This is a genomic window from Bacillus methanolicus PB1, assembly GCF_000262755.1.
Classification (GTDB): Bacteria; Bacillota; Bacilli; order Bacillales; family Cytobacillaceae; genus Bacillus_Z; species Bacillus_Z methanolicus.
Genome location: NZ_AFEU01000002.1, coordinates 740,671 through 755,493, shown reverse-complemented (window position 1 = coordinate 755,493; position 14,823 = coordinate 740,671). Strand labels below are relative to the sequence as shown.

Sequence of the window (14,823 nt, the reverse complement as noted above, 5' to 3'; positions counted from 1 at the left end):
CTTGATCATTTTTTTAACCAAAGATTGGCCAGATCAATGCGGATTCGTATAAATAATAAAATACCGGCGAATAAACAAGTGACAAAAATCCAAATCGGATTAAATAAGAAGTCTGTAAAGCCTCCAACCAAAGTTCTCGGAATGTTTACCGTAAAATAAATAAATAAACTTAAAAATACAGGGTTTTTCGGAAGCCTGATAAAGGATATATATAGTATTTGAACAAGCACTGCTACATAAAGCGTTCCGGCTAATATCCCAAGATAACCAAAGTTTGCGTAGGCCTCGGCAATAAACAATGTATTTAAGACCCCGGCTGTCCCTTCCTCGATTTTTTCCGGAAAGACGGTTGCCATGACGAGCCTTGCAGAACGAACGTGATCCATGCCAAACATTTCAACAATTGTTGCAGGCATGCTGCTTCCATTTAAAAACGGAAGCGATTTCCCAAAAATATCGAGGTGAAGAAATGTCGGTGCAATTTGCGCAAAAATTAATCGTCCGATCGGTCCTTTATTATAAGAAAAATAAGATTCTAAATCGGTTACACCTTGAATGACAATATACATGCTTACCAATACGATGGCGCCTGCCGTTCCCCAAAGAAACAGCCTTTTCCAGGAAAACTTCATTCTGCCAACATAAAGGCGCAGCAACAGAAACATAATTAAATAGAAGAAAATAGGCGATTTTGCCAGGTCATATATATTAATAAGGATAGAACCGGCAAAAAGACTGAGGAATAGCAGCTTCCATTTAATTTGATTCGTTTTTACTGAATAAACATATGCAATAAACGACAAGAGCGGAGTTAACGCAATGGCAAAAATATTTCTGACAATATAGTTGCCTCTAAAATTCCGCTGAGCTTCAACCCTTAGTTCACCGGGAGATAAATCGCTGTTTCCTATCAATATCTCTAAAATAGGGATTTTAGGAGTCTTTAAAAAAGTATAAGCGATAGCTGCAAGAGAAATAAATGCAAGGCCTGCGAAAATTAGGAAAAATTCGTTTTTTTCCTTAAAAGGCAGTTCGATCCTCTTCTCCAAGTAGCTTTTATACTCTTTCTCTGCATCAAAACCGGCCAATTTCGAAACGATGAACATGACCATTGGAAAGATGACTATGACGAAACTAATTGTATAAAAACCAATCCAACGGTATTCTTCATGCTTCAAATGGTTGATCATATAGTAATCGTCAATGCCGGCAGCAATGAACAAAGTGCCAATGTAACTGGAGATCAAAAAAGAGTAGTAAAAGATCATTGAAATCATATTCGGTTTTAAAAGGGACAGGCTTCCCGCGGCCTTTCTAAAAAAGAACACGGAAGCCCCTAATACTAATATCCAAATAATGAGATAGAGCATGATTTGCCCGCCTTTTATCTTTTTTCGATCAGTTCAGCTATTTTGAATGCTGCTTTCCCGTCACCAAATACTTCTTTATAAGATGGATGGACATTTTTCCGGACCGCAGAAAGGATTTTATTGACATCTGTACCAACAAGAATATTGGCATCTTCTTCAAGCGTTTCAACCCATTCGGTTTGTTCACGAACTGTTACGCAAGGTACTTCCATAAAGTAAGCTTCCTTTTGAACACCGCCCGAATCGGTAATAATCTTTTTCGCATTTGCTTCTAACGTAAGCATATCAAGATAACCAACAGGCTCAATAACTTTTAAATTAGGAATATCATCTAAACGAATTCCATAACTTGAAAGCTTGTTTTTCGTTCTCGGATGAATTGGCCAAACCTTAACCTCTTCAATCTGAGAAAAGGCCTCTAATATATTCTTCATATTTTGAACATCATCTGTATTTTCTGCCCGGTGTATGGTAATGAGATGATAATCTTTTTTAGTCAGGCCGTGTGTTTCCAGAATGTTCGATTTATCAGCTGCTAATCCACGGTTATATAAGACCGCATCATACATGACATCGCCGATATTAAAAACATTTCGTGTAATATTTTCGTTCCTTAAATTTTCAACTGCCGTATCTGTCGGACAGAATAAATATTCAGACACATGGTCAGTCATAATCCGGTTGATTTCCTCCGGCATTTTCTTATTAAAGCTTCGGAGTCCCGCTTCAATATGAATAACCGGGATGTGCAGCTTTGCTGCCGCGAGGGCGCCGGCCAGCGTGGAATTTGTATCACCGTACACCATCAAGTAATCAGGCTTTTCTTCTAAAATAATTTCTTCTATTTTTGCAAGCATTTCACCAGTCTGTTTGCCGTGGTTTCCGGACCCTACTCCTAAGTAATAATCCGGTTTCGGAATATTTAATTCTTCAAAAAAAATGTCGGACATATTGCTGTCGTAATGCTGGCCTGTATGGATAATAAGCTCTGTATACTTTTCTCTCAATACTCTGGAAACAGGTGCCGCTTTAATAAATTGAGGCCTTGCACCTAAAACCGTCAATATTTTCATAAAAGCCACCTCGCCGTTTAAAATTTTATTTCATTGTCTCTTTGCTAGCTTTTCTTCGTAAGTCCTTATCAATTCTGCTCATAGCAACAATCGCCAATACGTAGAACCAAGCAAGCAGCACATTAAGAAAACTTAACTCGTGCTCTTGTACAAAATTAATAAAAATAACAGCTGCAATCATATTTACAAATAAAAACGTCATTTTAGCAAATGACACAGGCACATAATATACTTTTTGGCTCTGCCTGAAAATAAAAACAACTGCAATCATATAGGCAATTACATAAGCCGCAACCGCTCCCCATATTGAAAATTGCGGAATGAGCACGATATTTAAAATTGTATTAATGACAGCTACGATTCCGAAGGTTACGGATATGACAGTTGTTTTCTTTGTAAAAAACAAGCCGGATGAAATGATTAAATAGTAAAAATTCAGGAATGTGGCTGCAGAGATTAAAGCGACATATTGATATGCTTCGTAATACTCTTTACCCAGTATGCCAATAACGTAAGGCATAATGGTTGCAATTCCCATAATTCCAAAAATGCCGATCAACAACAATCCAATGTAAATCTTTGCGAAAAGTTCAGGACTATTTTCTTTATCCTTTATAGACATAGAGTACGGCCTCCATGCCATTTGGACACCGCTTGTCAGCAGCGTAATAACGGTAGCAAGTCTCGTTGCAGCGTTATAAATACCAACTTCCTTAAGAGAGTGAAAGGCCTGCAGGAAAAAAACGCTTGCATTCGCAATGACCCAGAACGCCAAGGAAGCAGGAACAAGAGGTGCTGCGTACTTAATAATTTCTTTTAAAGAAGTGAAATTAATTTTAGGGACCAAATATTCCAGGCTAATGGATAAAAGCATCAGGAAAATGATTAAACTGCTGACGATTCTGCCTAATAAAACACCTTCCGGCGATTGGACCAAGTACTTTAAGAATAGATAGGACAGGACCGCTACAAGCAGCATCTTCCCAACCGTATAAAAAACGACTTTTTTTGTTTTAAAATCAAAACGCAGGACCATTAAAACAACAACATATACTGTATCAAGAAGTAAGACTCCAATACTTATGTACAATAGGCGCACATATCCGGAATCTTTAAAAAGAAGCTGTGATATCCACGGACCTGCAATGATAACAAGCAAGGCAAAGAAAGCAACAATAAACAGCCTGAAATACATAACGTCCCGGACATATTCAAGGCGTTTTTCTTTATCTTTTGTTTCAAAATAATAGAAAGATAAAGCAGAATCAGTCCCGAATATGATTAAAAACGAAAGCATTGCCGTCCAGTTATCAATAACGCCCAAAACCCCGTACTGCGCCGGGGGTAAAAAATTTGTATAGACAGGCAGCATGATAAAGGCGATCAATTTTGTACCGACATTCATAAATGCGTAAAGGAGCGAATCCGCTCCTAAACGCTTTATCTGTGCAAACACCTTATAACAGCTCCCGTTCGTCTACCATACGGACAAATTTTGCAGGTACCCCTTTAACAAGAGTTTTTGGCTCGGTATCTTTTGTCACAAGCGCGCCGGCCGCAACAAACGTTTCCTCATCAATCGTAATGCCCGGAAGAATAATCGAACCTCCGCCTACACGGGCACCCTTCTTCACGGTAGCACCTTTGATTTTATCGAATCTTTCTTCCGTTCTGCCCATATAATTATCATTTGTTGTCGTGACGCACGGAGCAATAAACACATGGTCTTCTAAAGTAGAATAAGCAGTAATATAGGAATTCGATTGAATTTTCGTCCTGTCTCCAATTTTTACGTGATTTTCAACAGTAACGCCTCGTCCGACAATCACGTAGCTGCCAATTTCAACATTCTCTCTTACGCTTGCAAGATCGGCAATTAATGTGTTCGAGCCGATATTTGCCCCTCTATACACGACGCAATTTGCTCCGATTGTTACATCTTCGCCGATTTTTAAAGGTGGAATTGAATCAGGAAGCTTTACCGTACTAGTTTTTGCCGGTTTTGGCGGTTTTCCGAGCACTGCACCGTCGGCTACAGTCGTGTTATCACCCATAACGGTTCCTTCATGAACAGTGACACGGTTGCCGATCACTACGTTTTTTCCAATTTGAACGCCTTTTTCGATTACTGAAAAATGCCCGACCTTTACGGAAGAATCGAGTTTCACGGAAGGATCGATATAATTCATAAATAAATCTCCCTTATAAACAAAATTATAGTTTCACGTATTTATTTGGCTTTTCTACATCTTTCAAGGCATTTCTTGTATCAAAAATCACTTTGCTTTCTTTCGCAATCATTTCATAATCGAAAACAGAGTGATCAGTTGTAACAAGAACAAGGTCTGCCTCATTTAAAAGCTCTTTTGTTAACGGAACAGTTTCTATTACCATGTTGCATGATCTAAACGAAGGAACATGCGGGTCCACAACTTTATAGTCGGCGCCATGATGATTTAATAACTCGATAATTTTTAAAACAGGAGATTCACGAACATCATCAATGTCTTTTTTGTACGCTACACCTAAAACAACCACTTTTGCCCCGCGAAGAGCCTTGCCGTCTTCATTCAACACTTGCATCGAACGGTTTATCACGTATTCCGGCATGCCATTATTAATCTCTCCGGCCAGTTCGATTAATCTTGTATGGTAGTTGTATTCACGCGCTTTCCATGTTAAGTAGAACGGATCAATCGGAATGCAATGTCCGCCTAAACCGGGCCCCGGATAGAACGCCATGAATCCATACGGCTTTGTTTTGGCTGCTTCAATCACTTCCCAAACATCAATCCCCATTTTATCGCATAAAATGGCCATTTCATTCGCTAATGCAATATTGATATGACGGAAAGTGTTTTCGAAGATTTTCTCCATTTCAGCGACTGCAGGGCTGGAGACTTCGAAAACATCGCCTTCCAATACATTTCGATAAAGCGCCGCGGCTACTTTTGTGCAATTTTCAGTAATTCCGCCAACTACTTTAGGAGTATTCTTTGTTTTAAAATGTTTGTTGCCCGGGTCGACACGTTCCGGAGAATAAGCGATAAAGACTGTCTCCCCTGCTTTAAGTCCTTTTTCTTCCAGAGCAGGCTTCACAATTTCTTCTGTTGTTCCGGGGTATGTAGTGGACTCAAGAACCACAAGCATACCTTCATGTGCATATTTGGCAATCTCTTTCGCAGAACTTTCCACATAGGTAGTGTCCGGCTGTTGATAAGTATCTAAAGGTGTCGGAACACAAATCGCCACGGCATCCAATTCTTGAATACGGGCATAATCTGATGTTGCTTCAAGCATGCCTTGCTTTACCATTTCTGCAAGATCTTCGTCAACGACATCACCGATATAGTTAATTCCCATATTCACTTTTTCTACGCGTGACGGCTGAATATCAAAACCGATAACCTTATACCCTGCTTTTGCTTTTTCTACAGCTAAAGGCAATCCTACATAACCTAATCCGACAACACCGATTACAGCTTCTTTATGTTCTATTTTTTTAATAAGATTTTCATAAGCGCTCATATTTTCTTCTCCTTTACTGAACAACAACTTTTTTGCCTGTTTCGGCAGATTCCAGGATCGCGAGAATTAATTTTACCGGAGCCAATCCGTCTTCGCCTGTAACAATCGGCTGCCGATTTTCCTTAATGGCAGCTACCATATCTTCTATGATACACTGATGCCCGGGCTTGCCAAACGGATCTGCTTTAATTTCAGCTTTTATATTTTCTGCTTCCTCTTCAGCAACACCCTCAATATCCCATGTTTCAATGAAATTAGCATTTCTGCCGCTAATTTTCACAGAAGCTGTTTCTCCAAAAATTGCAATCGATTCTTCAAGATTTTTCGGATAAATCGTAGTAGCCGCTTCAATTACGCCAAGCGCCCCGTTCTTAAATTGAACAACCGCAGCCGCAACATCTTCCGTTTCAATTTTGCGCAAGCGAGTCGCTGCCATGGCTTGGACAGATTCAACAGGGCCCATGAACCAAAGCATTAAGTCAAGATTGTGAATGGCTTGGTTCATCAGCACCCCGCCATCAAACTCTTTTGTGCCTCTCCAGTCTGCTTGATCATAGTATGCTTGATTTCGGTTCCAGCGCACCGTGGCATTTGCATGGCTTAAAGTTCCAAATGCACCCTTATCCATCTGTTCTTTCAATTTTTGAACAGCCGGACGGAAACGATTCGGATGCACAACAGCAAGTTTAACCCCATGCTCTTTTGTCGCCTTTATCATTTCTTCCGCATCTTCAAGCTTTAAAGACATTGGTTTTTCCACAATCACATGCCTTTTTTGTACAGCTGCAATTTTTGTAAGCCTTGCATGCAATCCGGAAGGCACACAAATGTTGACTACATGGATGTCCGGATTTTCTTCCAGCATTTGTTGAAGGTCAGAATACTTTTTAACCCCCGGCAGATCGATTTCAAGACGATCAGGGTTTGTATCACAAATTGCATACAGGTTCGCACCTTCTGCATTTTCTATTGCCTCTATATGTTTTTTTGCGATATGACCCATTCCTACTATAGCAAAATTAATCATGGCCATAGTGCCTCCTAGCATCTCCTAAATATTTGAGCAGCATTAACAGTGCAACAGCCGCAACAAGGCCTAATATGACCCCTACTGCAATTCCTTCAGGAATATAAGTCTTGCTTTTGTATACATCTTCAGACAATATTTTTGGTTTTTCAAAAAAAGCGAGGTCGCTTCTCATTCTATGGGCAGTTTTTTCATCCTCAGCCAATTGCTTTTCTGATTCGATAATAAGATCAGTCAAATCATGATACTCTGCAGGAGAAAGATTGTTGCTTTCCAGCTCTTGATAATAATCATCAAGAGCTTTTTCTGTTTTTACCACTTTTTCTTCAAGAGACTCCAAATATACCGTTGATGCTTCTAACCGTTTCTGATAATTATCCTGCAGTTCTTTATTATAATTTTCGATTACATGTTTCAATTCTGCTTCAACTTGTGATTTAGAATCGCCTTTCATTGTAAACTTCACATGGCCTTTTTCAGAAACGAAAACATCCAATTCGTTCTTAATTCCATCTTCCATCGCATTTGCCAGTATATTTTTAGGGTTCGTCAAATATCGGGCATCGATCGATCCTGTAAAAACAATCGCCTGTCCGGTATATTTATAATCATTTTTAACAAAATAGACAGTACTAGCGACCAATGCCGCCGTAATGAGAGGGACAATAACGAAAAACCACTTTTTCTTCCAAAAATACAGTAAATATTCGTAAAGGACATACCTTTTTTTCTCTTCCGTCAAATTTTAACACCCGCCTTATTGAGCAGTAAAGAAAACGTCCCCGTAAAAATGGCGACGTTTCTTAAGTTACTATTTTCCATAAAATTCGGCAATTTTCGCCACAACATATTCTTGTTGTTCTGTCTTTAACTCAGGGAACATCGGCAAAGATATTACTTCTCTCGCTGCTTTTTCAGCATTCGGAAGGTCGCCTTCTTTATAGCCTAGTTCCTTAAAGACCGGCTGCACATGAAGCGGCAGTGGATAATAAATCATCGTTGAAACGCCCTGTTCGTTCAGATATTTCTGAAGCTCATCGCGGTTTTCTGCACGAATTGTGTACTGATGGTAAACATGGTAATTTCCTTCTTTTTCCACCGGTGTTGCAACTAAATCACCAAGTTTCTCATTTAACAACTTAGTATAGGTTGCAGCTTTTTCACGGCGAAGCTCGCTCCATCTGTCCAAATAAGGGAATTTCACATTTAAAATTGCAGCTTGAAGCTCATCTAAACGGCTGTTATAGCCTAAAACATGGTGATAGTACTTCGGTTTACTTCCATGCACACGGATGACGCGGGATTTTTCTGCCACCTCATCGTCATTCGTTACAATCATTCCTCCGTCGCCATAAGCACCAAGGTTTTTAGTAGGGAAAAAGCTGTAAGTTGCAGCTGTTCCTAATTCACCGACAGACTTGCCATTATGTTTTGCACCGATTGCCTGAGCCGCATCTTCGACTACAGCCAGATTGTGTTTTTTGGCAATTTCCGCTATTCTTTCCATATCAGCCATTTGTCCGTATAAATGGACCGGAATAATCGCCTTCGTTCTTTCTGTGATTGCTTCTTCTATTTTTTCCGGATCAATGTTATATGTTGCCGGATCTATATCTACATATACCGGTGTCGCACCTGCACGGGCAATCGCTCCACCGGTTGCAAAAAAAGTGAACGGAGTCGTAATGACTTCATCTCCGTGACCTACTCCAAGCGCTTGAAGAGCTATATGTATAGCATCGCTGCCATTTCCACAGCCAATCCCATGGGCTGTATTGCTGTATTTCGCAATATCTTGCTCCAATTTTTTTACGTGATCACCAAGAATAAACCTGGAAGAACTCATTACTTGATCTAAAACTTCGAGTACCTCTGATTTTAATTCCTGATATTGTTCACTAAGGTCTAGCATAGGTACTTTCATGCAAGAATACCTCCAAAAAATAAAATGAAATCGTTAATGCAAAACCATGTATAGTTTAACACAGTTCATCATAATACAATGTAGAAATTATGACAAAAAAAGTATAAGTTTTTGTTTCAACCGACATTTTTTGGATACATTTATGTAAAAAATATTTCGTAATAATGATTTTTTCATAAAAAAACTGACCGGCAGTAAAAATATTCTTAAAAAAACCGTTTGTATCTAAAGGGCACAAACGGTTTTTGATTTATAAAATTTTAATAGCGTTGTCTGTCAAAAGAACGTCTGCCTGAAAGCTTCTTAAACAAATTTAAAATCGGCTTATATTTAACATGAACGATGCCAATTACTTCAGCAATTAATTCTGTAATAACCAAAAGGCCAAAAATAATGAATACTGTACCCCATAGTGTTGATTCAGAAACTAATATCGCACTTACGCTAAACAAAATCCCGAAAGCATAAATCGCTAAAACCGTATTCCTGTGAGAGAGCCCCAGTGCCAATAAGCGATGGTGCAAATGCGATTTGTCAGGAGCCGAAATCGGTTTTTTATTGACAATCCGGCGAATAATCGCGTACGTAGTATCAAAAACCGGAACGCCTAAAATGATGATAGGCACTAAAAAGCTGAAAAGTGTTACACTTTTGTACAGACCTAATAACGAAAGTATGGAAATAGAATACCCTAAAAACAGGGCTCCTGTGTCACCCATGAAGATTTTTGCAGGATGGAAATTATAGAAAAGAAACCCAATAATACTTCCCAGCAAGATCAATGATAAGGTAAAAATAAGCATTTTTCCCGCCAATGCCGCCATGATTGCAATCGTCGCAATTCCAATTGCTGAAATCCCGGCAGAAAGACCATCTAAACCGTCAATCAAGTTTATCGCATTTGTAATCCCTACGATCCAAAGAACGGTAATCGGATAACTCCAAAAACCTAATTCGAAATTTCCGATATATGGTATTGTCACTAAATCCATCGTCAAGCCGCTTGCAACGATCAATGCCGCCACCAGAAGCTGGCCGGCAAATTTGACTTTGGCCGAAAGTTCGTACTTATCATCCAGCATGCCGATCAATACGATAAGAATAGCACCGACACTAATAGCAGTTACTTTTTCATTATAAACTCCTCCGGCAAAGTAACCTGCTATTACACCAATAAAGATGGCCAAACCTCCCATTCGGGGCATCAGCTTGCTGTGCACCTTTCTTGCATTGGGCTTGTCAACAGCTCCGATTTTAATTGCTAACTTTATGACAAATGGCGTTACTATCAGGACTGAAATTAAAGACACAAAAAAAGCTATAACAGCTTGTGTATACATTCATCATCACCCTATAAAGAGGTTAGCTTTATTCTTTGCCAATCATACATATCGTAACACATATCTTTAAGAACGCAATGATTTTTTTTAATGGAAGGTATAATAAAATCTTTTTCCTCTAATACTGAATAAGATAAATCTTCTAACTATTTCCCCTATCACTCCTAAGTTAAAACTTCTTTCTTTTACCTAATATATAAAGACGAGATCAATCACAAAAAGTTACAATTTTTTCTTTATTATTTTTTGAAAAAACTCCCACTTCAACAAATAAATACCCATTGTGATATAATTCGACTAGAAGTTTTTTTATATCTAATACAGCAGTCATACGGGAGCGAACGTTATGTTAACAAAAGTGAAAATGTTATTCAGCGACAGCGGACGTGAAATAAAACGACTGTCAAAATTGGTCGAAAAAGTAAATTCTTTAGAACTAAAGTACGAAAAAATGTCGGATGAAGAGTTGCGATATATGACAACTCTTTTTAAAGAAGAATTAAAAAAAGGAAAAACAATTGATGATATTAAGATAGAAGCTTTTGCTGCTGTAAGAGAAGCATCAAAGCGTGTGCTCGGTTTACGGCACTATGATGTTCAGCTGATAGGAGGATTTGTTCTTCATGAAGGAAGCATTGCAGAAATGCAGACCGGTGAGGGAAAAACGCTTGTCGCAACTCTGCCAAGTTATTTGCATGCTTTAGAAGGAAAAGGCGTCCATATTATCACTGCCAATGAATACTTCGTATTGTCAAAAATTTTTAGATAAAATTTGGATAATTTATTGATATTTAAGGTTTTATAAACAAAAAACTTGCCACCCCCATTGTTTTAGGGTATTAGTGAGGTAACCACACACACACCAATCCTAAAACAAGGAAGTGACAAGTTGTTACCTCAATTATTAACCTATTTGCTTGAATATATCAAGCACCAAGATCAAATGATTCGAACATTACTTACTCTTCTAATTGGAAAAAACATGTTTGATAAGCCAACAGAAAAGCCTGTAAATAAGCCTTATCAAAAACTTCAGGTGGATGAGCTACCGATTATTGAAACTCTACAAAAGCTTGATTATCAAATTCTTCTCACAGAATATTTGGAGAAGAACGGGAAACCTCTCAAACCTGTTCAGAGGCGTTCCCATTCAAAAGGTAAGGTACCTTCATCCATGAAATGTCCAAGGTGTGGTGCTCCGTCCGATTATCTTTATGCCAATAACGGAGGCAAAGGACAGTATCAATGTAAGGTGTGTGCGTGTCTGTTTAATAAAAAGAACCAATATGCCAAAGAGGCTGTACTCAAATGCCCACACTGTTCTAAAACACTCGAGAAGATCAAGGAAAGAAAAGATTTTCTCGTATTTAAGTGCAAAAACAATGACTGTCCGTATTACAAAAAGAAACTGCAAGGAATGTCTAAAAAAGAGAAAAAGCAGTTCGAAAAGGATCCTCAGTCTTTTAAAGTTCGATACATATTCCGTCAGTTTCAAATTGATTATCAGCCGTTAGCTAAACATTCACCTAAGAAGCCAAAAGTGGATTTGTCCAGGCTTCATGTGTCACCGCATACATTAGGACTCATTTTAACTTACCATGTTAACTATGGCCTATCAGCTCGGAAAACAGCTGCACTGATGAAGGATGTTCACGGTGTAAACATCTCTCACCAGAGTATATTGAATTACGAAAACAGCGTAGCACTGATGCTCAAACCTTATGTGGATCATTATCCTTATGAGCTCTCTGATCAATTCTGCGGAGACGAAACATACATAAAGGTGAATGGCCGTTGGCATTATCTTTTTTTCTTTTTTGATGCGGTAAAGAAGATTATTCTGTCCTACCCTGTTTCTCCAAATCGTGATACGGTGTCTGCCATCCGTGCGATTGATGAGGTCTTATGGAAGATGAAAGAGATCCCGGAAGACCTCACCTTTGTCGTAGATGGCAATCCAATTTACCTTTTAGCACAACACTTTTTTGCCCAACACGGTATTACATTTGATGTGAAGCAGGTCATTGGACTAACCAACGAAGACCTGGTTTCCACGGAATACAGACCGCTAAAACAAATCATTGAAAGACTGAATCGAACATTTAAGGGCAATTACAGATCGACACACGGATTTGGATCCGATCACGGATCCGTTTCTTATGTGACCTTGTTTGTAGCTTACTTTAACTTCTTGCGGCCACATTCAGCCCTAGAAGGCAAAGTGCCTGTAGTTATTCCAGAACTAAAAGAACTGCCGAATATGCCTGCACGTTGGACAAAACTGATTGGTTTAGCTCAACAATGGCTAGTAGAGCAAACTGCCTAACTTTTTGTTTAGCAGAGCCCTTACCAGCATCGGCGAAGCGAACTCTTGACAAACCGAACCAGTCAATGGTTTAAAATGGGAATTGGCAAGGGCTTCTTTGGTGTGCCTTCTTTTTGTTCCCTTCGCCCTTGTTGGTTCAAAATTAAACCATTGACGTGTTTGTCAAGAGCGATTGCGGCGGCATTTTCTCTATTTTCGGTAGAACACATCCTTCCAATACTGAGTTTTCATAGAACTTTTGACACTACCGAATACTTGGCCAAACGGGACTATGAGATGATGGGAAAAATTCATCATTTCCTCGGCTTAAATGTAGGATTAAATATAGCCCAGCTGTCACCGGAAGATAAAAAGAAGGCCTATGCCGCAGATATTACATACGGTACAGGGAATGAGTTCGGTTTTGATTACCTCCGTGACAACATGGTTTACGATATCCAAGACAAAGTTCAGCGGGGACATCATTATGCGATCGTTGATGAGATTGACAGCATTCTGATCGATGAAGCAAGAACTCCATTAATTATTGCCAATAAATCAAGCCTTGGTGCAGAGTTATTCTATATTTCAGCAGAGATTATTAAGTTTTTTGAAGCGGATACAGATTATGAACTATATCCGGAAACAAAACAAATCTACTTAAAAGACGAAGGTGCCCATAAAATAGAAAAAGCGTTCGGAATTGATAATCTATATGATGCCGAACACCAAGATCTTCTTCACAATGTTATGCAGTCTTTGCGTGCATTTGCAGTGATGAAAAAAGATGTAGATTATATTGTAAAGGAAGGCAAAATTCTTCTCATTGACAAATTTACAGGCCGCATCATGGAAGGCCGTACGTTCAGTGACGGGCTGCATCAAGCAATCGAAGCAAAAGAAGGCCTGGAGATAACAGAGGAAAACGATACACTGGCTACCATAACGATTCAAAATTATTTCAGAATGTACAAAACACTGTCAGGTATGACCGGAAGCGCAACTCCTTCTAAACAAGAATTTTTAGACACATATAACTTGCAAGTCGTATCAATTCCTCCGAACCGCCCAGTACAAAGGATCGATTATGATGATCTCGTCTTTGCAGATTATCAATCTAAAGTTAAAAGAATTATAGAAGAGGTTAAGAGACTTCATGCAGAGGGCCGTCCGATATTAATTGGTACGACATCAATTGAACAGTCGGAAAAATTATCTGCATACCTTTCAAAAAGCGATATTAAACACCTTGTCCTAAATGCAAAAACAGAAGAAGATGAAGCAAAAATAATTTCTCTTGCAGGACAAAAAGGCCAGGTTATGCTGGCAACAAACATGGCCGGCAGGGGAACAGATATTTTACTCGGTGAAGGAGTCAGAGAGCTCGGAGGATTGCATATTATCGGCACAGAAAGGCATGAAAGCTTCCGCATTGACATGCAGCTTAGAGGGCGGGCCGGAAGACAAGGAGACCCTGGATCAAGCCAATTTATTATTTCATTGGAAGATGACCTGTTTATCAATTATGATACTGAGGAACTTGACCGATTTAAGAAAAAGATGAAAACAGATGAAAATCGTCTTATCGTCTCTCCGGATCCTAATAAATTCGTCAGAAAAGTTCAGGAAACAGTCGAAAATGCCCACTATTCTGCGAGAACACATTTATTAAAACTCGATAATGTCATTGACAGGCAAAGTAAAGTGATTTATTCGATGCGCGACCGGCTGCTGAAAGCAGCTTCAGAGGAAATTTTTCCTGAAGTGACAGATTATATTAAAAACTATATCACCCGAATTACGGCGAAATATTGCAACGAAAATTTCCCTTCAATAGAATGGAACTTAAATGGATTAATAGAAGAATTAAGCTTTATATTCATACAATTCTCTTTAACTGTGAAAGATTTTGAAGATAAAGATCAAAACGAAATTAAAGACCTTGTTCTAAAGGAATACGAACAATTAAAACAGCAAATTCTTTCCCTCCAAAATGATGAAGAACTTGGCAATCAATTGAAACGGTTTATGCTGCAAGTCATTGATTCCCGATGGATCGAACATCTTGATATCATGAATCAAATAAAGGACGGAATCCATTTAAGAGGCTACGGGCAAGAAGATCCTTATCGGTTGTTCGAAATGGATGCTCTTGCGGAATTTAACAATTTGCTGTTTCATATTGAATCAGGAATTAGCCTGCGCTTTATCGAATATATCAAAAATCAATATGAGTTTGAGCCGAAACAATAACAG

General features: G+C 38.9%; 10 protein-coding genes and 2 pseudogenes. 3 read left to right on the top strand and 9 right to left on the bottom strand.

The genetic code is table 11. From position 1 onward, the window contains the following. Positions 1 to 5: 5 nt before the first annotated feature. From PB1_RS08680 to PB1_RS08640, 9 genes are all read right to left on the bottom strand, one after another. Complete coding sequence (locus PB1_RS08680) at positions 6 to 1,370, bottom strand: O-antigen polymerase (RefSeq protein ID WP_003351953.1); 1,365 nt, start codon at positions 1,368 to 1,370, stop codon at positions 6 to 8. Between the two features lie 14 nt (positions 1,371 to 1,384). Further along, the gene (gene wecB / locus PB1_RS08675) at positions 1,385 to 2,443 is read right to left on the bottom strand and encodes a non-hydrolyzing UDP-N-acetylglucosamine 2-epimerase (RefSeq protein WP_003351952.1); all 1,059 of its coding nucleotides are present in this window, start codon (positions 2,441 to 2,443) and stop codon (positions 1,385 to 1,387) included. A gap of 25 nt (positions 2,444 to 2,468) precedes the next feature. Beyond that, entirely contained in the window at positions 2,469 to 3,899 is a 1,431-nt protein-coding gene (locus PB1_RS08670) for a lipopolysaccharide biosynthesis protein (RefSeq protein ID WP_003351951.1), read from the bottom strand. 1 nt (position 3,900) lies between these two features. After that, on the bottom strand, positions 3,901 to 4,632 hold the full coding sequence (locus PB1_RS08665; protein WP_003351950.1) for an acyltransferase: 732 nt from the start codon (positions 4,630 to 4,632) through the stop codon (positions 3,901 to 3,903). Between the two features lie 25 nt (positions 4,633 to 4,657). Continuing rightward, on the bottom strand, positions 4,658 to 5,971 hold the full coding sequence (locus PB1_RS08660) for a nucleotide sugar dehydrogenase (RefSeq protein WP_003351949.1): 1,314 nt from the start codon (positions 5,969 to 5,971) through the stop codon (positions 4,658 to 4,660). A gap of 13 nt (positions 5,972 to 5,984) precedes the next feature. Beyond that, positions 5,985 to 6,998, bottom strand: a complete 1,014-nt coding sequence (locus tag PB1_RS08655) for a Gfo/Idh/MocA family protein (RefSeq protein ID WP_003351947.1) — start codon at positions 6,996 to 6,998, stop codon at positions 5,985 to 5,987. Beyond that, entirely contained in the window at positions 6,991 to 7,740 is a 750-nt protein-coding gene (locus PB1_RS08650) for a hypothetical protein (RefSeq protein WP_003351946.1), read from the bottom strand. Before PB1_RS08650 ends, PB1_RS08655 begins: the two co-directional genes overlap by 8 nt. A 69-nt stretch (positions 7,741 to 7,809) precedes the next feature. After that, complete coding sequence (locus PB1_RS08645; protein ID WP_003351945.1) at positions 7,810 to 8,922, bottom strand: DegT/DnrJ/EryC1/StrS family aminotransferase; 1,113 nt, start codon at positions 8,920 to 8,922, stop codon at positions 7,810 to 7,812. Between the two features lie 260 nt (positions 8,923 to 9,182). Next, complete coding sequence (locus tag PB1_RS08640) at positions 9,183 to 10,262, bottom strand: glycosyltransferase family 4 protein (protein ID WP_003351944.1); 1,080 nt, start codon at positions 10,260 to 10,262, stop codon at positions 9,183 to 9,185. A gap of 346 nt (positions 10,263 to 10,608) precedes the next feature. Between PB1_RS08640 and PB1_RS08635 the strand changes: the two are divergent. The 3 genes and pseudogenes from PB1_RS08635 to PB1_RS08625 form a co-directional block, all read left to right on the top strand. Then, positions 10,609 to 11,004 (top strand): annotated as a pseudogene (locus PB1_RS08635) (hypothetical protein); the annotation flags it as partial. Between the two features lie 147 nt (positions 11,005 to 11,151). After that, the gene (locus PB1_RS08630) at positions 11,152 to 12,588 is read left to right on the top strand and encodes a DDE-type integrase/transposase/recombinase (protein WP_003350502.1); all 1,437 of its coding nucleotides are present in this window, start codon (positions 11,152 to 11,154) and stop codon (positions 12,586 to 12,588) included. A gap of 249 nt (positions 12,589 to 12,837) precedes the next feature. Further along, positions 12,838 to 14,820 (top strand): annotated as a pseudogene (locus tag PB1_RS08625) (preprotein translocase subunit SecA); the annotation flags it as partial. Positions 14,821 to 14,823: the final 3 nt, after the last annotated feature.